At 69.4% G+C, this 19,288-nt stretch carries 10 protein-coding genes and 1 pseudogene; 5 read left to right on the top strand and 6 right to left on the bottom strand.

Going from position 1 to position 19,288, the window contains the following annotated elements:
* The first annotated feature begins 78 nt into the window (after positions 1 to 78).
* The 3 genes and pseudogenes from dsbD to OZ671_RS13850 all read left to right on the top strand — a co-directional run.
* Positions 79 to 1,896 (top strand): protein-disulfide reductase DsbD, encoded by a 1,818-nt coding sequence (gene dsbD, locus OZ671_RS13860; RefSeq protein ID WP_268861294.1) that lies wholly within the window; start codon positions 79 to 81, stop codon positions 1,894 to 1,896.
* Between the two features lie 47 nt (positions 1,897 to 1,943).
* Positions 1,944 to 2,558 carry a DsbA family protein gene (locus tag OZ671_RS13855; RefSeq protein WP_268861293.1) on the top strand — a complete coding sequence of 205 codons (615 nt, stop codon included), beginning with the start codon at positions 1,944 to 1,946 and terminating at the stop codon, positions 2,556 to 2,558.
* 45 nt (positions 2,559 to 2,603) lie between these two features.
* Positions 2,604 to 3,290: pseudogene (locus OZ671_RS13850) on the top strand (L,D-transpeptidase); the annotation flags it as partial.
* Positions 3,291 to 3,330: 40 nt separating this feature from the next.
* On the opposite strand, the gene OZ671_RS13845 reads toward OZ671_RS13850, so the two are convergent.
* On the bottom strand, positions 3,331 to 4,290 hold the full coding sequence (locus tag OZ671_RS13845) for a DMT family transporter (protein ID WP_268861291.1): 960 nt from the start codon (positions 4,288 to 4,290) through the stop codon (positions 3,331 to 3,333).
* A gap of 137 nt (positions 4,291 to 4,427) precedes the next feature.
* Positions 4,428 to 5,288, bottom strand: a complete 861-nt coding sequence (locus OZ671_RS13840) for a DMT family transporter (RefSeq protein ID WP_268861290.1) — start codon at positions 5,286 to 5,288, stop codon at positions 4,428 to 4,430.
* Between the two features lie 109 nt (positions 5,289 to 5,397).
* On the opposite strand from OZ671_RS13840, the gene OZ671_RS13835 reads away from it, so the two are divergent.
* Positions 5,398 to 6,819, top strand: a complete 1,422-nt coding sequence (locus tag OZ671_RS13835) for an aminotransferase-like domain-containing protein (protein ID WP_268861289.1) — start codon at positions 5,398 to 5,400, stop codon at positions 6,817 to 6,819.
* Here OZ671_RS13835 and OZ671_RS13830 read toward each other — a convergent pair.
* Positions 6,816 to 7,430 (bottom strand): hypothetical protein, encoded by a 615-nt coding sequence (locus OZ671_RS13830; RefSeq protein WP_268861288.1) that lies wholly within the window; start codon positions 7,428 to 7,430, stop codon positions 6,816 to 6,818. The two genes, OZ671_RS13835 and OZ671_RS13830, sit on opposite strands and share 4 nt — an antisense overlap.
* A 66-nt stretch (positions 7,431 to 7,496) precedes the next feature.
* Positions 7,497 to 7,895, bottom strand: coding sequence for a DUF2809 domain-containing protein (locus OZ671_RS13825; RefSeq protein WP_268861287.1), 399 nt, complete (start codon positions 7,893 to 7,895; stop codon positions 7,497 to 7,499).
* Positions 7,896 to 8,174: 279 nt separating this feature from the next.
* Here OZ671_RS13825 and OZ671_RS13820 point away from each other — a divergent pair, with 279 nt between their 5' ends.
* Entirely contained in the window at positions 8,175 to 8,582 is a 408-nt protein-coding gene (locus OZ671_RS13820) for a DoxX family protein (protein WP_268861286.1), read from the top strand.
* Between the two features lie 11 nt (positions 8,583 to 8,593).
* On the opposite strand, the gene OZ671_RS13815 is transcribed toward OZ671_RS13820, so the two are convergent.
* Both OZ671_RS13815 and OZ671_RS13810 read right to left on the bottom strand, forming a co-directional pair.
* The gene (locus OZ671_RS13815; RefSeq protein WP_268861285.1) at positions 8,594 to 16,417 is read right to left on the bottom strand and encodes a hypothetical protein; all 7,824 of its coding nucleotides are present in this window, start codon (positions 16,415 to 16,417) and stop codon (positions 8,594 to 8,596) included.
* A gap of 378 nt (positions 16,418 to 16,795) precedes the next feature.
* Positions 16,796 to 19,114 carry a xanthine dehydrogenase family protein molybdopterin-binding subunit gene (locus tag OZ671_RS13810; protein ID WP_268861284.1) on the bottom strand — a complete coding sequence of 773 codons (2,319 nt, stop codon included), beginning with the start codon at positions 19,112 to 19,114 and terminating at the stop codon, positions 16,796 to 16,798.
* Between the last annotated feature and the right edge of the window lie 174 nt (positions 19,115 to 19,288).

Below are 19,288 nucleotides of genomic sequence, written 5' to 3'. Positions count from 1 at the left end.
GCCCTCGCCCACCCGCCTTAAGGCTGACTTAAGGTGGTTTTCGGACAGGCCGGCGCTCTCATCAGCCAAAGGGCCGCCATGCCGGCATTTCTCCAGCGTCGCCAGATCCTCGCCCGTCTCCTCATGTGCGCGGCCCTGCTCCTTTTCGCAGCGCCGGCCGCAGCCGCGCCGGCGCCCGCAGACCAGATCTTCCGGCTCGCGGTCAGCCGGACGGCCGATGGCGGACTCGCCCTCACCTGGACGATCCAGGCCGGCAACTATCTCTACCGCGACAAGTTCGCCGCCAGCCGCGACGGCCGCGGCGTCGCCGTCGAAACACCTCCGGGCGAGGCGAAGGATGATCCGAATTTCGGCCTGGTCGAGGTCTATCACGACACCGTCGCGGCGCGCATCGCAGCGCCGCTGCCCGCGGCCGGCGTCCTGCGGCTGACCTGGCAGGGCTGCGCCGAACAGGGCATCTGCTACCCGCCGGTGACGCGCGCGCTCGACCTCGCAACCCTCGCCCAGACCGACGTCGCGCTGGACCTCGACGCACTCGCGGCCGGCGGCAGTGTCGCCGCCGCGCCGCCGGCTGCCGCTGCGGGCGGAGCGGAGGTTTTGGCTCCCGTCGCGAACGAGGCCTCGCCGGCCCTCCTCGCCGGCCGGTTGCTGCCCATGCTCGTGGCCTTTTTCGGCTTCGGCCTGCTGCTGGCGCTCACACCGTGCATCTTCCCGATGGTCCCGATCCTGTCGGGCATGCTCGCGCGCGCCGGAGAAACCCTGTCGGCAGGGCGCGGCCTGGTGCTCTCATCGACCTATGTGCTCGCCATTGCCGGGTCCTACGCGCTCGTCGGACTGGCCGCCGCGTGGTCCGGCCGGAACCTGCAGGCCGCACTGCAGACCCCGTTCGCCCTCGGCCTGACGGCGGCCGTCTTCGTCCTGCTCGCCCTGTCCATGTTCGGCCTGTTCGAGCTTGGCCTGCCGACCCGGCTTCAGCCGGCGGGAACCGGCCGCCGCCGGGGCACGATCGCCGGCGCCGCAGGCCTCGGCTTCGGCTCGGCCCTGATCGTCGGCCCCTGCGCGACGCCGCCGCTCGCCGCCGCCCTGCTCTATGTGGCGCAGACGGGCGATGCGCTGCGCGGCGCTGCCGCGCTGTTCATGCTCGGCCTCGGCATGGGCCTGCCGCTTGTCGTCTTCGGCACGCTCGGCGGCCGTTTCCTGCCGAAATCGGGCGCCTGGCTCGTCCGCGTCAGGCAGGGCTTCGGCATCGTCTTCCTCGGCATCGCCCTGACGCTGGTCACCCGCCTCCTGCCGCCGACCGAGACGCTCGGCCTCTATGGCCTCGCCGCGCTGGCGGCCGGGGTCTTTCTCGGAGCCTTCGACCGGCTGGTCCGTGATGCGGGCGTGCTGCCGCGCCTTGGCAAGGCCGCCGGCCTCGCCGCCGTGCTTTACGGCGCAGCCCTGATCCTCGGCTTCGCCGCCGGCGCCACCGACCCGCTGCGCCCGCTCGTCATGCTCGCGCGCAGCGGCGCGCCGCCTGCCACCATCGCCGCCACGCCGGTCGTTGTCACCGCGCCAGCGGGTTTCGACGCCGCGCTGGCCGAGGCGCGCAGACAGTCCCGACCGGTGCTCGTCAGCTTCACGGCGGACTGGTGCACAGTCTGCAGGTCCAACGAGCGGATCATGGCCGAGCCGGCGGTCGCGGCGCGCCTCGCGCGCCTCGCCGTGATCAAGGCCGATGTGACCGCCTACGACGCCCGGAGCCGCGCGCTGATGCGCCGCTTCGACGTGGTCGGCCCGCCGACGCTGATCCTGCTCGATGCCGCAGGCGTCGCCGCTGGCCCGGCCATCGTCGGCGCCATCCAGGCACAGGACTTCGCCCGACGCCTCGACCAGGCCGCCGGCGCGGGCGGCTGAGAGCGTGCCCGCCCGATTTCCCCTCCACATGAACGGATGACGCAGCCATGAACCGGCGATCCCTGATGCAGCTTGCGGCCTCGGCCGCCCTTCCCCTGTCGGCCTCGGCGGCCCGGGCCGAGGCCGTCGACAGGCGCGCGCTCCTCGCCGATCCCGAAGCTCCGACCGTCGGCAATCCGCAGGGCGACCTGACCATCGTCGCCTTCACCGACTACAACTGCCCCTATTGCAAGTCGTCCGCAGGGCCGCTCGACCGCACCGTCAAGACCGACGGCCGCATCCGCCTCGTCTACAAGGACTGGCCGATCCTTGCCGAAAGCTCGGTCTTTGGTGCGCAGCTCGCGCTCGGGGCCCACCGGCAGGGCCGCTACGAGACCGCGCACATGGCTCTGATGGGCATTCCAGACCGGGGCGCCTCGCAGGAGCGCATGCTGGCGGCGGTGCGGGCCACCGGCATCGACATGGCGCGGCTGCAGGCCGACCTCGACGCCCACAGCCCGGCGATCATCGCGCTGCTCCGCCGCAACATGGCCCAGGCCGAGGCGCTTGGCCTGCGCGGCACGCCAACCTTTCTCATCGGCCCGCTGCGCACCATGGCGCTGGACGAGGCCGGCTTCCGCCGTGCCGTCAGCGAGGCGCGCCGGCGCCAGGCCGGCAACTGACCGATCCTTCCGACCCTCCCCCAACGAACCGAAATACAGCTCGACATGCAGCCCCGCATTTTCAGCCGGTCCCGCATCCTTGGCCGGGCCCGCCTCCTCGCCACCCTTGTCCTGATTGCGGCCGGCACGGCCGCCTGCACCACGACCGGATCATCGCCGAGCCCGACGGCGGTGGCCCGCCCGGCCGTCGACCCCGAAACGGCCCGGCGCTATGCCGCGATCGAGACGGAGCGCTTCCGCGTGCCGGCCGTGTCGCTCGAAGATCTGAAACCCCAATATGTCCGCCAGCTCGTCGACTATCCGACACGCCAGCCGCCCGGCACCATCGTGATCGATCCGCGCAACCGCTTCCTCTACCTCGTCCAGGAAGGCGGCAAGGCGCTGCGCTATGGTGTCGGCGTCGGCAAGGAAGGGCTCGCCTTCTCCGGCTCGGCGACCATCGACCGCCGCGCGCAATGGCCGCGCTGGGCGCCGACGCCCGACATGATCCGGCGCGAGCCCGCGCGCTATGCCCGCTGGGCCGGCGGCATGGCCGGCGGCGAAAACAACCCGCTCGGCGCCCGCGCGCTCTACCTCTACCGCAACGGCCGCGACACGCTGTTCCGCATCCACGGCACCAACGAACCGTGGACCATCGGCGATGCGGTGTCCTCGGGCTGCATCCGCATGATGAACCACGACGTCATCGACCTCTACGACCGGATCTCCGCGGGCGCGCGGGTCGTGGTGCTGTAGCGGCGCCAGGAGGTGCCGGCGCCCGAGGCGTCCCGGCTCAGCCCTGCGGGGTCGAGACCTTGCGCTGGCGCGCGCGCTCGAGGCCGAGGCGGTGCTCGCGCCAGATGACGAAAATGCCGGAGGCGACGACGATGGTGCCGCCGGCCAGCACATAGGCGCTCGGCAGGTCGTGGAAGACGAGATAGCCGATGATGATCGCCCAGATCATCGAGAAATATTCGAACGGCGCGATCAGCGAAGTGTCCGCGTGACGATAGCTCATGGTCAGGAGGATCTGGCCGAGCCCGCCGAACACGCCGACCGCGAGCAGCACCACCGCCTGCCAGAAACCCGGCACGATCCACCGTCCCATGCCGGGCACCAGATAGGCGAGCGGCCAGGTGAACAGGGCGAGCACGGTGCACAGCATCATGAAGGTGAAGACGATCGCGGCCGTCGTCTCGGTGGAGACGAGCTTGCGCACCTGGATGGTGGCGAAGGCCGCGCAGACCGCACCGGTGAGCGCGAACATGGCGCCGACCGACTGGCCGTCGGACATGGCGCGGATGGCGTGCACGTCGAGATGCGGCCAGAGGATGACAACGACGCCGACGAAGCCGATGGCGACCGCCGACCAGCGATAGACCCGCACCTTCTCGCCGAGGATGAGCGCGGCGAGCGGCACCACCATGAGCGGCGCGGCGTAGCTGATGGCGGTGGAATCGGCGAGCGGCAGCAGGGTCAGGCCGACGAAGCCGGCAAACATGCCGGTCGCGCCGATCACGCCGCGCTTGATGTGCGAGGAGACGCTGGTGACGCGGAAGGCGTCCATGATCTCGTCGCGCCAGGCCAGCATGATGAACAGCGGCAGCAGCGCGAAGAACGACCGGCAGAACACCACCTGGCCGACCGGCACTTCCTTGCCCGCCACACGGACCAGTGTCGACATGCAGGTGAATGCCATGGTCGAAAGGACTTTGAGCAGGATTCCCGTGACGGCGCGGGAGAGAACGGGCATGGCGGGGGATGGACCGGTCGGTGAGCGGTATCCCCTTCAACCATGTTCGCTCCGCAATGAGGAGCCTTTTCTCCGCAGCATTGCCCTGCGGCCGATTTTTTGCTCGAAACGGCCGGAAAGCGCCAGTCCGCGCAAGCTCAGGCGAACTTTTTGGCGCCGGCGACGCAGGCGACCACCGCCACCGTCACCGCCAGCATGACCGGGCTGACGCTCTCGTGGAGCAGGGTCGCCGCCAGCGCCAGGCCGAAGAACGGCTGCAGCAGTTGCAGCTGGCCGACGGCCGCGATGCCGCCCTGGGCAAGGCCGCGGTACCAGAAGATGAAACCGATCAGCATGCTGAACAGCGAGACATAGGCAAGGCCGATCCAGGCCGGCTCGCCGATGCCGCCGAAGCCGGCCGGCCAGGTCACGGCGGTGAGCAAGACCATGAGCGGCAGTGACAGGACCAGCGCCCAGGAAATGACCTGCCAGCCGCCGAGCCGGCGCGACAGCACCGCCCCTTCCGCATAGCCGAGCCCGCAGACGATGATTGCGCCGAGCATCAGGAGATCGCCCAAGGGCGCCCGCGTGATGCCCTGACTGAACGCGAAGCCGACGACCAGGGCGCTGCCGATGAGCGAGAAGATCCAGAAGGCGAGCCGCGGCCGCTCGCCGCCGCGAACGACGCCGAATATGGCCGTCGCCAGCGGCAGCAATCCGACGAAGACGATGGAATGGGCGGCGGTGACATGTTTCAGCGCGAGCGCAGTCAGGAGCGGGAAGCCGACCACCACGCCGAGCGAGACGACCGCGAGCGGAACGAGATCCTGCCGCGCCGGACGCTTTTCCCGGAAGGCGGCGAGCAGCACGACCGCCAGCAGGCCGGCGATCGCCGCGCGCGCCACGGTGAGGAAGACCGGATCGAAATCGGCGACCGCGACGCGCGTCGCCGGCAGCGATCCCGAAAAGATCACCACCCCCAGGAACCCGTTCATCCAGCCGCTTGCCGTCTTGGTCACGTGACAGCTCCTTGTCGTGAGCGCCGCTCTATCGGCTGTTCGCCCTGGCCTCGCCAGTCACAATCCAGTACAATTTACATGAACCGTTATGGATGCGAGTGCAGTACGGATGCATCAGACCGTCGCCACAGAACGATCCGGCGCGACACGCATCGACCAGGTCATGGCGGCCATCCGGAGCCGGATCGCCGCGCGGACCCTGACACCGGGCTCGCGCCTGCCGTCGGTCCGCGCCTTCGCCAAGGCGATGCAGGTCTCGACCTCGACGGTCGTCGAGGCCTATGAACGGCTGGTCGCCGACGGCACGATCCACGCGCGGCCGGGCTCGGGCTTCTATGTCGCCGCGCCTCTGGCGCCGCTGTCCCTCGCCGAGATCGGCCCGAAACTCGACCGCGCCATCGATCCGCTCTGGATCTCACGCCAGGCGCTCGATGCCGAGGGCCTGCTGATCCCCGGCTGCGGCTGGCTGCCCGCCTCCTGGATGCCCGAGGAGGCGATCCGGCGGGCGCTGCGCCTCGCCGCCCGTGCCGATGCCGCCGTTCTCACCGACTATGGCGGCCCGCTCGGCCTGCCGCCGCTGCGCCAACTGCTGGCCCGCCGCCTTGCCGACCATGGCGTCACCGTGCCGCCGGAGCAGATCATGCTGACCGAGTCCGGCACCCAGGCCATCGATCTCGTCTGCCGCTTCCTGATCGAGCCCGGCGACAAGGTGCTCGTCGACGATCCCTGCTACTTCAACTTCCACGCGCTGCTGCGCGCGCATCGCGCCGAGATCGTCGGGGTACCCTATACGCCGACCGGCCCCGACATCGCCGCCTTCGGCGCGGCGCTCGCCGAACACCGCCCGCGGCTCTACATCACCAATTCCGGCCTGCACAACCCGACCGGCGCGGTGCTCTCGGCGGTCACCGCCCACCGCATCCTGAAGCTTGCCGACGAGGCCGGGCTCACCATCGTCGAAGACGACATCTTCGCCGATTTCGAGCATGTGCCTGCCCCGCGCCTCGCTGCCTTCGACGGGCTCGACCGCGTCATCCAGATCGGCAGCTTCTCCAAGACGCTCTCGGCCTCGATGCGCTGCGGCTTCGTCGCCGCCCGCCGCGACTGGATCGACGGGCTGGCCGATCTGAAGATCGCCACCAGCTTCGGCGGCGGCCGGCTCGCGGCCGAGCTCGTGCTAGGCCTGCTCACCGACGGCAGCTACCGCCGGCACATGGAGGCGCTGCGCGCCCGCCTCGCCCGGGCCATGGACGAGACGATCGAGCGGCTCGGCGCGCTCGGCATCAAGCCGTGGCTGAAGCCCGCGGCGGGCATGCTGCTCTGGTGCGAGCTGCCCGAGGGCATCGATGCGAGCGAGATGGCCCGGGCCTGCCTTGCCGACGACATCGTGCTGGCACCCGGCAATGCCTTCAGCCTGGCCGGCAATGCCGGACGGTTCCTGCGCTTCAACGTGGCGCAGAGCGCGGATCCGCGCATTGACCGCGCGCTCGAGAAGGCCATGGCAGGCGCAAGATCGGCGGGCCTTGGCTAGTCCGGCTCGCGCCTGATCATGATCGCGCAGGGGGTGTGCAGCTCGCCGGCGATGAAGGTGCGCAGCCCCACCCCGCCGCCGCGCTCGTCCGCCGCGACCTCGGTGCGATCGTCGCGGTTCTCAGCGGGCGTGCGATCGTAGGGCGGATCGACATAGCAGCCCCGGCCCCGGCCGACGACCCTGGCCGTCGCGACATCGATCAGCCGCGCCTCGCACAGGCTGAATTCCGGTTCGTCCTCGTCCTGCTGCGCGCAGCGGCTGGCGGCGATCGTGATGACATGCCGGCGCCCGCCGATCTCGATCCGCTGCGCCAGGAGCTGGAGCTGCGGCATGCCGTCCGGCGGCAGAGCCAGGCCGGGCGTAGCCAGGACATCGGCGGTCTGCGCGGCAATGACGTCGGACCAGGCCGCGGCGATCACCGGGTCCTGGTCCTGGCGCTTCAGGATCAGCAGTTCCAGGCGCTGCCAGGTGGCGGCCGGCTCCGCCTCTGCCGCTCCGGCCGCGGCGAACCAGCCGGCCGCGACGCAGGCAAGGATCAGCCCGCGACCGACGGTGGCGGCCGCCCGGCGGACCGGCACTGCGTTCCGGATGTCATGCGCGCGGCGAACCACGTGCCCCCCTTCCGTTCGACGGACAGTCCTCAGCTTCATCGCGACGATCTTCACCGACGGCGACCGTCACGACTGGCCCCATTCCTTGCGGCGGCGCTCGGGTTCCAGCACGGCCAGGCCGAAGACGAGCATGGCGCCGATCGCATAGGCGAGGATATCCCACCAATCCGGCGTTGCGCCGAAGACGATGCGAAGGGTTGGGCTGGGGATGCGCACACCGACGACCGTCAAGACATATTGCACCAGTTCCACGGCGGCGCCGGCGGCGAAAGCCAGGACGGCGACCAGCGCCGGGTCTGCCGCGACAAAGGCCCTGATCGCATAAAAGACCCACGCGACGGCGAGCACGTCGCCCAGGAAGCCGCGGACCCACCCGAGATTCCGGCCGAAGACGGCAAGCAGGACCAGGATCCCGAACAGCAGCACCGCGCGCAGGAACGAGGCCGGATCGAATGTCAGCCGCATGGTCGGGCCCCTGCTCGCCGCGGCCTGCCGCCGGCGGATGATGTGCAGCGGACCGGCTTCCTGACGAATCGGATGCCGGTCCCATCGGTCGTTAAGGCCGCAAATGATGGCGGGAGTCGGGACGGGCGATGCTTGGGCGCGTCCAGCTCCCGCCATTGCCGCGATCCGGCGGCGATCCGGAATTTCACCGGGATTATGGAAGCCGGCGCGCCGATATAGGCTTTGCCCGTCATCGCGCTGCGATCGCCAACAGAACACACGACCGAGGGGAATTTCGCCATGGACCGACTGACCGACACACTCAGCCGCGCCGCGCCGGTGATCCTGAGCCTGCTCCGGATCGTGGTCGGCCTCCTGTTCCTGCAGCATGGCCTGGTCAAGCTGTTCGGCTTTCCGATGGCCTCGCCGACGCCACCGGCGATGTTCTCGCAGATCTGGTTCGCCGGCGCGATCGAGATCGTCGGCGGCATCCTGCTCGTGCTCGGTCTGTTCACCCGGCCGGTCGCCTTCCTGGTATCGGGCGAAATGGCCTTCGCCTATTTCATCGGCCACCATCCGCGCGCGATCTATCCGATCCAGAACGGCGGCAATCTCGCCATTCTCTACTGTTTCGTCTTCTTCTACCTGGTCTTTGCCGGCGCAGGCCCGCTGAGCCTCGATGCCCTGCGCGGGCGCCGCCCAGCCTGATCCCTTCGGCCTCACCAGACGAAACGCAGGCCCGCGCTGCCGCCATAGGACAGGCCGCCGGACGAGACTTCGCCCGACACCTTGGCCCGCGCCGACCAGCCATTGCCGAAGCGCCATTCCGAACTGATGGAGGCGCTCAGCGCATCGCGCGGCGCCGCCGTGCCATGAACGACGAAGGCGGTTTGCGGCAGACTGTCGAAGGTTGCGAGCGCCACCGGCCGGCCGGAATAGTCGTGGCGCCAGGCAAGATGCCCGCGCAGCAGAAGGATCGACTGGTCGGTGATGGCAAGGCGCGTATCGAAGCGCAGGCCGAGCTCGCTCGTCAGGCTGTCGTAGCGGCGCGCGCCATAGCTGAGCGCGAAGGCGCCGGCCGCTTCGGTTCCGGTCTCGCCATAGCCCGGCTGCCAGAGGCTGCGGGCCTGCACCGCGGCAAACGGCGTGATGCCGATCACGGGGGCGACGGCGAACCGGTAGCCGGCTTCCAGCCGCCCGGCGAGGACATGGGCTCCGTAGCGCCCGGTCAATTCGCCGCCGCGGCCGGTCAGCGGCAGCTTGCGGCTGGTGGTGAGCGCGTAGTGGCCATAGGCTGCCGAGGCCGAGAGATAGAAATTGCCGATCCGCGTCGAGGCATAGAGCCCGGCCTTGAAGGCCTCGCCCTGGCCCGAGCCGAGCCCGCGCGAGAGGCCATAGTTGATCGCGGCGCCGGAAATGGCGAAACCGAACAGGCTACTGCCGTCGAGACGGTAGTCGGCACCGGCGGCCACGCCGGCGGAACGGGCGCTGAGATCGGCCGTGCCAAGCCGCGCATTGCCGTTCATCGCTCCCGCGCTGCCATAGGCCGTGCCCCAGCTGCTCCAGCGCCGCTCGGCATTGCCGGCGGCACGCCCTTCGAACGACGCGAAGGCCTGGGTCAGCCGGGCTGGCGCCGGCACGTCGCTCTCGGCGAAGGCCAGCGCCGGACCAGCGGCATCGGCCGCCGCCGCATCGCCGCGCGTCTCCATCGAGGGATCGAGCATCATGTCGAGGAACTGGCCCATGTCGCGGCCAGCCGCCACGGTGCCGCCGGTCGCGACCTCGCCTGACAGTTGCGACATCGCGGCGGCCAGTCCCGCCTTGGACAGGTTGAACAGGCCGATGAAGGATTCCGGCGCATTGCCGACCGAAAAAGCCGCGTCGATGGCGCCGGCGACGTTGCGCTGGTTGACGCGGGCATCGCCGGGCAGGAACGGCGAGATCGAATTCGGATCGAGCTGCAGGTAGACGCTGCTTGCCTCGTAGACGAGCTTCGGCTTGATGGTCAGCCCGAAGCCGGTGGTGAAGTCGATGCTGGAGAAGGTGCCGGCGAGGCCCCCGTCGGCATTCAGGATCAGATAGCGCGCATTGATCCTGTAGGTGCCGCCGGTCGGCAGGATCACCGCGCCGCCGGCGATGGTCGCCGTGCCCGTCACGTTGGTCCGATCCGCCGCCGTCGGCGAGACTTCGACGCGATAGGCGCTGCCGGCGGCCAGGATGAGATCGCCGGCGATCGTGATCGTGCCGATGGAATTGCCAGGCGCCAGCGCCGCCCCGTCATGGACGCGGGTGGTGGGCAGGCTGCCCACTCCGCCGACCGAACCGGCATTGATGTCGAGGCCGCCGGCCGCGACGAGCACGCCGTCGACGGTCACCGTGCCGCTGCTGGCGATGCCACCGGCAAGCGCATAGTGGCCGCCCGCGGCGACGGCGAGCCGCGCCCCCGCCGCATTGGCGAAGCTGTCGCTGCCGGTCACCGGGCCGGTGACGGCGAAACTGCCGCTATTGACCACCGGGCCGTCGATACGTCCGCCGCCCGCACGCACCGTTCCCGACGTGCTGAGGCCGCCGCTGATCGTCCCGTAGCTTTCCAGCGCACCGCTGTTCATGAAGCCGCCGCCGGTCGTCAGGCTGCCGCCGGCCTCGATCAGCGCCTGGCCGGCATTGGCGACGACGCCCGTGACCGCGTAGGCGCCGGAGCCGGACACGACGAATTCGGCGCCTGTCCGATTGGTCAGGCCGCGGGATGTCGCGACCAGGCCGCTGACGGCGAAGATACCGGCATTGTCGACCGCTGCGCCGAAGGTTCCGCCGCTCGCGACCGTCGTTCCCCGGTTGACGAGATCGCCGGTGACGAGACCGGCGGTCTGGACGAACCGGCCTGCCATGACCTCGACGCTGCCATCGATCGTGCCGCTGTTGGTGGTCGTCCCCGCGCTATTGGTGACCGCTCCCGTGACGATGCCGCTATTGTCGAAGCGCGCACCGTTGTTGATCGCGCCGAGCCAGGTACCGGCATTGCCGAGGGTGCCGGCATTGGTCGCGGCGCCCGTCCAGCTGGCGCCGCCGCGGTTGATGATCAGGCCGCCATTGATGACCGCACCGGTCCAGATGCCGCTGTTCTCGATGCCGCCGGCATTGTCCTGGACCGCGCCCGTCCAGACCCCCGTCGCCTGGTTGGTGATGGTGCCGCCATTGCTGACCACGACCGCCTGGGTCACGCCCTTGGCGCTGAAGCTGCCGGCATTCTCGAGCGTCGTCTGCAGCGTGCCGTCATTGGTCACGGCCGCACGGTTGACGAGGCGGCCGATCGCATAGCCAGCCCCGGCGTCGACGACCAGCGTGCCGCCGGCGGCGTTGGTGAACGTGTCGACGCTGGTCACCGTGCCGGTGACGCGGAAGCTGCCGGAATTGGCGATGGCGCCGTCGACCGCTCCGGCCTGCGCCTCGACGGACGCGCTGTTGGTCAGGCCGCCGCGGATCGCGCCGGACTGCTGGATGAGGACGCCGCCGGTCACCCCCACGCCGCCATCGAGCGTGCCGGCATTGGTCACCGTGCCGGCCGTGCTGGTCAGAAGGCCCGAGACGGTGCCGCCCGCCCTGTTGATGAAGGTCGCGGCATTGTTCACGGCGCCGGTCAGCGCCGCGCTGTTTTCGACCGTGCCGGTGCCGGACACCGTGACAGTGCCGACGATGGTGTTGTTGTTGATCAGGATACCGCCCGAAACCGTCGCCCCGTCGTTGAGCGAACCGGCATTGGTCGTGGTCCCCGCCGTATTGGTCAGGAGACCCGAGACGGTGCCCCCCGCCCTGTTGGTGAAGGACGCCGCGTTGTTGACCGCACCGGAGATCGTGGCGCCGTTCTCGACCGTGCCGGTGCCCGACACCGTGACGGTGCCGGCGATGCTGCCGGTGCTCGTCAGGATACCGCCCGAAACCGTCGCCCCGCCATTGAGCGCGCCGGCATTGGTCATCGTCCCCGCCGTATTGGTCAGCAGACCGGAAACCGTACCGCCGGCCAGATTGGTGAAGGTCGCGGCATTGTCGACCGTTCCGGCAATCGTCCCGCTGTTCTCGACCGTACCGGTGCCCGACACCGCGACCGCTCCGCTCATGCTGCCGGTGCTCGTCAGCATCCCGCCCGAAACCGTCGCCCCGCCATTCAGCGCGCCGGCATTGGCCGTGGTGCCCGCCATGTTGGTCAGGAGGCCCGAGACCGTGCCGCCGGCCTTGTTGATGAAGGTTGCGGCGTTGCTCACCGGCCCCGCAATCGTCGCGCCGTTCTCGACGGTGCCGCCGCCCGACACCACGACCCCGCCGGCGATGCTGCCGGTGCTGGTCAACGTTCCGCCCGAAACGGTCGCACCGCCATTGAGCGCGCCGGCATTGGTGGCGGTGCCCGCCGTGTTGGTCAGGAGGCCCGAAACCGTTCCGCCAGCCAGATTGGTGAAGGTCGCGGCATTGCCGACCGTTCCGGTGATCGCCCCGCTGTTCTCGACAGTCCCCGCGCCCGATACGGTGATCGCGCCGGTGATGCTGCCTGTGCTCGTCAGGATGCCTCCCGAAACGCTGGCGCCGCCGTTCAGCGCGCCGGCATTGGTCGCCGTGCCCGCCGTGTTGGTCAGGACGCCGGACACCGTGCCGCCAACCTTGTTGATGAAGGCCGCGGCATTGTCGACCGTCCCCGAGATCGCGCCGCTGTTCTCGACCGTGCCTGTGCCCGACACGACGACCGCGCCGGCGATGCTGCCGGTGCTGGTCAGCGTGCCGCCTGAAACGGCGGCGCCACCGTTCAGGGCCCCGGCATTGGTCGTGGCGCCCGCCGTGTTGGTCAGGAGGCCCGAAACCGTGCCGCCAACCTTGTTGATGAAGATCGCGGCATTGTCGACCGTTCCGGCGATCGTCCCGCTGTTCTCGACCGTGCCCGCGCCCGACACGGCGACCGCGCCGGCAATGCTGCCGGTGCTGGCCAGCAGGCCGCCGGACACGGTCGCGCCGCCGTTCAGCGCGCCGGCATTGGTTGTCGTCCCCGCCGTATTGGTCAGGAGACCCGAGACCGTGCCGCCAACCTTGTTGGTGAAGGTCGCGGCATTGTCGACCGTTCCGGCGATCGCGCCGCTGTTCTCGACCGTGCCCGTGCCCGACACGACGACCGCGCCGGTGATGCTGCCGGTGCTGGTCAGCGTGCCACCCGAAACGGTGGCACCGCCGTTCAGCGCACCGGCATTGGTCGTGGCGCCCGCCGTGTTGGTCAGGAGACCCGAGACGCTCGCGCCCGCCTCATTGGCGAAGGTCCCGGCATTGGCGATCCTGCCGGTCCAGGTTCCTTCGTTGACGAGGCGTCCGCCGGCGTCGTTCGTCGCGTTGCCGGTCCAGGTGCCGGTCGACGCATTGGTGATCGTGCCGCTGTTCGACAGCACATCCGCCCGGGTCGTCCTGGTGTTGGTGAAGGTGCCGGAATTGCTGAGCGTGGTGGTCAGCGTGCCGTCGACCACGACCGCACCGGCATTGCCGAGCGAAGCGACCTGGTAGTTGCCGCTCGCTGCGATCGCCAGGGTCGCGCCGGCCGCATTGGTGAAACTGCCGCTGCTGGTCACCGTGCCGCCGACCGTGAAGGTGCCGGCATTGTTGGCGATCGCCCCATCGACCGTCCCGCCATCGGCATGAACCGTGCCGGTATTGGTGAGCCCACCCGCCAGGGCGCCGCTCGATGTCAGCGTGCCCGTATTGCCGATGCCGGAACTGCCGGTCAGCGAACCGCCGGCCGCGACCGTGATCGTGCCGGCATTGCTGACGAGGCCCGCCACCGTGTAGCTGCCGCCTGCCGACACGGCGAGCGTCGCGCCCGCCGCGTTAGTGAAGGTCGAATTGCTGGTCACCGTACCGCCGACCGTGAAGGTGCCGGCATCGTTGGTGATCGCCCCGTCGACCGCGCCGCCATTGGCAATGACCGTACCGGTATTGGTGAGCCCACCCGCCAGGGTGCCGCTCGATGTCAGCGTGCCCGCATTGCCGATGCCGGAACTGCCGGTCAGCGTACCGCCGGCCGCGACCGTCACCGTGCCGGCATTGCTGACGAGGCCCGCCACCGTGTAGCTGCCCGTCGCCGACACGGCGAGCGTCGCGCCCGCCGCATTGGTGAAGGTCGAATTGCTTGTCACCGTGCCGCTGACATTGAACGTGCCGGCATTGTTGGCGATCGCTCCGTCGACCGCCCCGCCATTGGCATGAACCGTACCGGTATTGGTGAGGCCGCCGGTCACCGTACCGCTCGAGGTGAGCGTACCGGTATTGCCGATGCCGACGCTGCCGGTCAGCGTGCCGCCGGCGGCGACCGTCATCGTGCCGGCATTGCTGACGAGGCCGGCCACCGTGTAGCTGCCCGTCGCCGACACGGCGAGCGTCGCGCCCGCCGCATTGGTGAAGGTCGTGTCGCTCGTCACCGTGCCGGTGACGTTGAAGATGCCGGCATTGTTGGCGATCGGCCCGTTGACCGCGCCACCTTCGGCATTGAATGTGCCCCGGTTGACGATATTGCCGGTGACGGTGCCCGCCGTCGTCAGGGTGCCGGTATTGGTAATGCCGCCATTGCCGGTCAGGACGCCGCCGGCCGCAACGCCCAGCGCGCCGGCATTGTTGATCGCTCCACCGACCGTGTAGCGGCCGGTCGCGTTCACGACCAGCGTCGCGCCTCCGGAATTGGTGAAGGCGCCGCTGGTAGTGCCCGTGCCGCCGACGGTGAAACTCCCGCCGCTGTTGTTGTTGACGTTTCCATTGATCGCTCCGCCATTCAGGATGACGGTGCCACGGGTGATAACGGCGCCGGAGACCGATCCCGCGGTCTGGGTGAATGAGCCGCTGTTGATCGTGAGGCCGCCCGTGATGGTGCCGCTATTGGTGATGGAGCCGAGCGTCAGAGTGACGCCGTTGAAGATCGAACCGCTGTTGTCGAGCGTGCCGCCGGTGAGATAGGCGCCGTTGTTGAGATTGCCGGTAGTGGTCGTGCTGCCGCTGCCCTGGTTCAGGATGCCGGTGACCGTGCCGCTGTTGGTGAAGGTGCCGCTGTTGTTGAACGGCCCCTGCATGGTTCCCGAATTGTTGAAGGTGCCGCCATTCGTCGCCGTGCCCTGCAGCGTGCCCTTGTTGATGAAGGTGCCGCCGCCATTGTTGGTGACGTTGCCGGTCCAGGTCCGGCCGGTCTCGTTGGTGATCGTTCCGGTGTTGCCGAGGACCGCGCCGGTCCAGGTCCCGCCGGCATTGGTGATCGTGCCGCTGTTCGAATTGACCTGCGAATTCATCGCGGCATTGTTGGCCACCGTGCCGCTATTGGCGATCCGGCCGCTGAACGTGCCGTTGTTCTGCAGGACGCCACCGTTGGTGGTGATGCCGGTGACCGACATCGTGCCGGTGCTCTGGACCGTCACCGCGCCGCCGTTGGCCAGCGTGTTGCTGATGGTCAGCGCCGTTCCGCCATTGACCTGCATGCCGGCGCCGGCATCGACCGACCAGGCAAGGCCGTTTGAACCGGACACCGACCAGGTGGCGGAACCGGTCACCTGCATAAAACCGAAACCGGTATATTGGCCGCCGATCTGGTTCGTGTTGAACGCGCCGTTGCTCGCGCCGCCGAGCCGCAGCGTGTCGTTGCCGTCGCCGGCGACCCGGCCGGTGATCGACGAGCCGTTGCGGATCTCCAGGACGTTGTTGCCGCCGGTGAAGGTGATGGCATTGGCCTGGCCGCCCGTGCCGGTGCCGCCGGCTATGCTGCCCGCATTGATGATGGTGAGGTTCGAGCCGTAGATGCCTTCGCCGCCCGCGCCCTGCGTGCCGGCCCGTGCCGGGCGGACCGGATCCTGGCCGGTGCCGCCGGCCCCGCCGGCCCCGCCGGTGCCGCCTTGGACGCTGCCATTGTTGATGAAGGTGAAGTTCGACCCGTAGACGCCGACGCCGCCGTCGCCGCCATTGCCGCCGGCGCCGCCGATGCTGCGCGTCTCGGCGCCCGCCGCCGAATTGGAGGCATTGCCGCCGGCGCCGCCCGTGCCGCCGAGTCCGCCGAGGACGGTGCCATTGGACGTGATGACGGCTCCGCCGCCACCGACCACGCCATAGCCGGCCGCGCCGCCACCACCACCGCCGCCGCCGCCCAAGGCCCCGGTCGAAGAATTGTTCGCCGCGATATTGCCGCCGCGGCCGCCCGTGCCGCCCGTGCCGCCGGTCACCGATCCGATGGTGGCGTCGCTGTTGATGATGGTGCCGTGCGCGCCGCCATTGCCACCACCGCCGCCGCCGGGTGCGAACATCGTGCTGTCCTGGCCGGCATTGCCGGCCGTGCCGCCATAGATGATCACTTCCGGGCTGCCAGGACCAGGAGAACCGGCATTGGTGTAGCCGCCGGTGCCGCCGATGCCGCCGCCGGCGCCGCCACCGCCACCGCCGCCATTGCCCAGGAAAAGCACGACGTAGCCGGGATCATGGACGTTGGCGTGACTGCCCTCGCTGCCCGCCTGCCCCGGTGCCGTCGCGCCCGCGCCACCGAGGACCATCGGGGCGCCGGGACCGCTGTCATAGTAGCCGCCGACGCCCGAACCGCCGGTGCCGCCGGAGGTCTGGGCCGACGCCGACGTCAGGGGCAGGCCGAAGGTCGAACCGACGGCAAACGTCAGCGGACCGAGAACCCGGCCGACAGTTGCCAGCGGGGCCGCCGTCCGGCGCGCCCTTCGATGTCTCCAGCGTCGCTGACCCACGCTCCGAACGCCCTGCCCTTCCACCGCCCGTCCTGCAGCGGGTCCATGACGCTAGGGCAAGGCAGAATGCGGCGTCTTCCCACTGAGCGCAGGAACTCGCGGTTAACCAACAGGCACGCGAAAAGGCCGCGGCGCACCGGCCGCGGCCCCGGGGCAAAGCTCTCGGTTCCTGGTTCGTCAGGCCGCCTTGCGGGCGGCGACGGCATTCTGGATCGTCTGCCAGACGCGTTCGGGCGTCGCCGGCATGTCGATCTCGCGGATGCCATAGGCCCGCCAGAGCGCGTCGACCACCGCGTTCATCACCGCCGGGCAGGCGCCGATCGTGCCGGCCTCTCCAGCGCCCTTGATGCCCAGAAGATTGGTGACGCAGGGCACGTTGCGCGTCTCGAAGTGGAAATTCGGGACATGGTCGGCCCGCGGCATCGCATAGTCCATGAAGGAGGCCGTCAGAAGCTGACCGGAATCCTTGTCGTAGACGGTGCGCTCCAGCAGCGCCTGGCCGATGCCCTGGACGATGCCGCCATGGATCTGGCCGGCGAGCAGCACCGGATTGATGGTGACGCCGAAATCGTCGACCACCGTATAGGCCACCACCTCGGTGCGGCCCGTCTCCGGATCGATCTCCACCTCGGCAATATGGGTGCCGTTCGGAAAGGTCGGCTCGGGCGGCGTCCAGGTGCCATGGGTGCTGAGCTTGTCCTCTGCACCCGGCAGGTTGGCGACCGCCTGATAGGTCAGCGCCTTGTCGGTGCCGACGACGCGCACCGTGCCGCCGGCGATTTCGAGATCACCGACCCCGACCTCCATCTCGGCGGCTGCCAGCTCCTTGATCACGTCGACCAGCTTGCGCGCGCCGACATCGACGGCCGCGCCGCCGACGGGGAGCGAGCGCGAGCCGCCCGTCCCGGTGCCGGTCGGGATCAGCGCCGTATCGCCCTGGATCACCGTGATCTTCTCGATGGGGATGTCGAGATGCTGCGAGGCGAGCTGGGCATAGGCGGTCTTGTGGCCCTGGCCGTTCGACTGCGTGCCGATCTTCAGCGTCACGCCGCCGTCCTTCTCCAGCGTCATCCAGGCGTTCTCGGGATTGCCGCCACCGCAGGCCTCGATATAGGTGGCCATGCCGATGCCGCGCACCCGGCCCTGTTTTTTCGCCGCCTTGACCCGGTCCTTGATCGTATCCCAGCCCGCCACCTCCATGGCGCGGGTCATGTGGCCGTCGAACTCGCCGGAATCGTAGGTCCGGCCGACCGGCGTCTTCCATGGGAACTGGTCCGGCCGGATGAAGTTGCGCCGGCGCACCTCGGCTGGCGTCAGGCCGGTCTCGATGGCGATACGGTCCATCAGCCGCTCGATCAGATAGGCCGCCTCCGGCCGCCCGGCGCCGCGATAGGCATCGACCGGCACGGTATTGGTGAAGGCATAGGTCAGCGAGACGTGGATGGCCGGGATGGCATAGACGCCGGCGAGCATCAGGGCGCCGACATAGGGGATGAAGGTCGAATATTGCGAGAGATAGGCGCCCATATCGGCAACCGTCTCGACCTTGACGCCGAGGACGCGGCCGCGCTTGTCGAGCGCGGCGGTGGCCGTGGACACGTTGTCGCGGCCCTGCGAACAGGCCATGAAATGCTCGGCGCGCTCCTGCACCCAGGCGACCGGCTTCTTCAGCTTGCGCGCGGCCAGCATGCACAGCGGATATTCGCGGAACATGAAGGTCTTGGTGCCGAAGCCGCCGCCGACATCGGGGGTGATCACCCGGATGCGCTCCTTCGGGATGCGGAAGATCTTGTCGGCCAGGATCGCCTGCACGCCGTGCGAGCCCTGGCTGCCCATGGTCAGGGTGAAGCTCTTGGCCTTCGTGTCGTATTCAACGAGGCAGCCGCGCGTCTCCATGTAGTTGGTGACGAGGCGGTTGTTGACGATCGTCAGGCTGACCGTGCGGGCGGCCTTGGCAAAGGCCTTTTCGGTGGCCTCCGCATTGCCGAGCTCGACCTCCGCGGCGACATTGCCGGAATATTCGGGCCAGATCTGCGGCGCGCCCGGCTTCAGCGCGTCGACCGCGTCGACCACCGGATCGCGCGGCGAATAGTCCACCTGGATCGCTTCCGCCGCATCCTTCGCCCGTTCCAGCGTGTCGGCCACCACGAAGGCGATGCCGTCGCCGCCGTGGCGCACGGTCTTCGAGCAGAGCACCTCCCAGGGCGGCGCGACGATCGGCTTGCCGCTCTTGGTCGGCACGACCGACATCAGCGGCAGGTGCCCGATGCCTTCCAGATCGTCCGCGGTGAACACCGCCTTCACGCCCTTCATCGCCCTGGCGGCCGATGTGTCGGTGATGGTGAAGTCGGCAAAGGCGTAAGGCGCACGCAGGACGTAGCCGACGAGGGCTCCTTCCGGAACGAGGTCGGCGACGTAGCGTCCCTCGCCCTTGATCAGCGGCGCGTCCTCGAGGCGGGTCGGCGCCTGACCCATTCCGAATTTCGTCGGCGTCATGAATGATGCTCCGGGCTGTCGAGCGAGGATGGAACGGCCGCGCCGCATCGCGCAAGACCCGCCAGACGCAACGGCGCAATGCAGGTCTGGCCACCGCCGGGCGCGGCGGGCCCGCAGGCCGCACACCTTTCAGATAGGCATGCGGACCGTCCTGACCAAGGGGCAGGCGCGCGC

This window comes from Phreatobacter sp. AB_2022a (assembly GCF_026847585.1).
Classification (GTDB): domain Bacteria; phylum Pseudomonadota; class Alphaproteobacteria; order Rhizobiales; family Phreatobacteraceae; genus Phreatobacter.
Note: the sequence above shows the minus strand (reverse complement) of the source record. Positions and strands in the feature narration are given on the sequence as shown.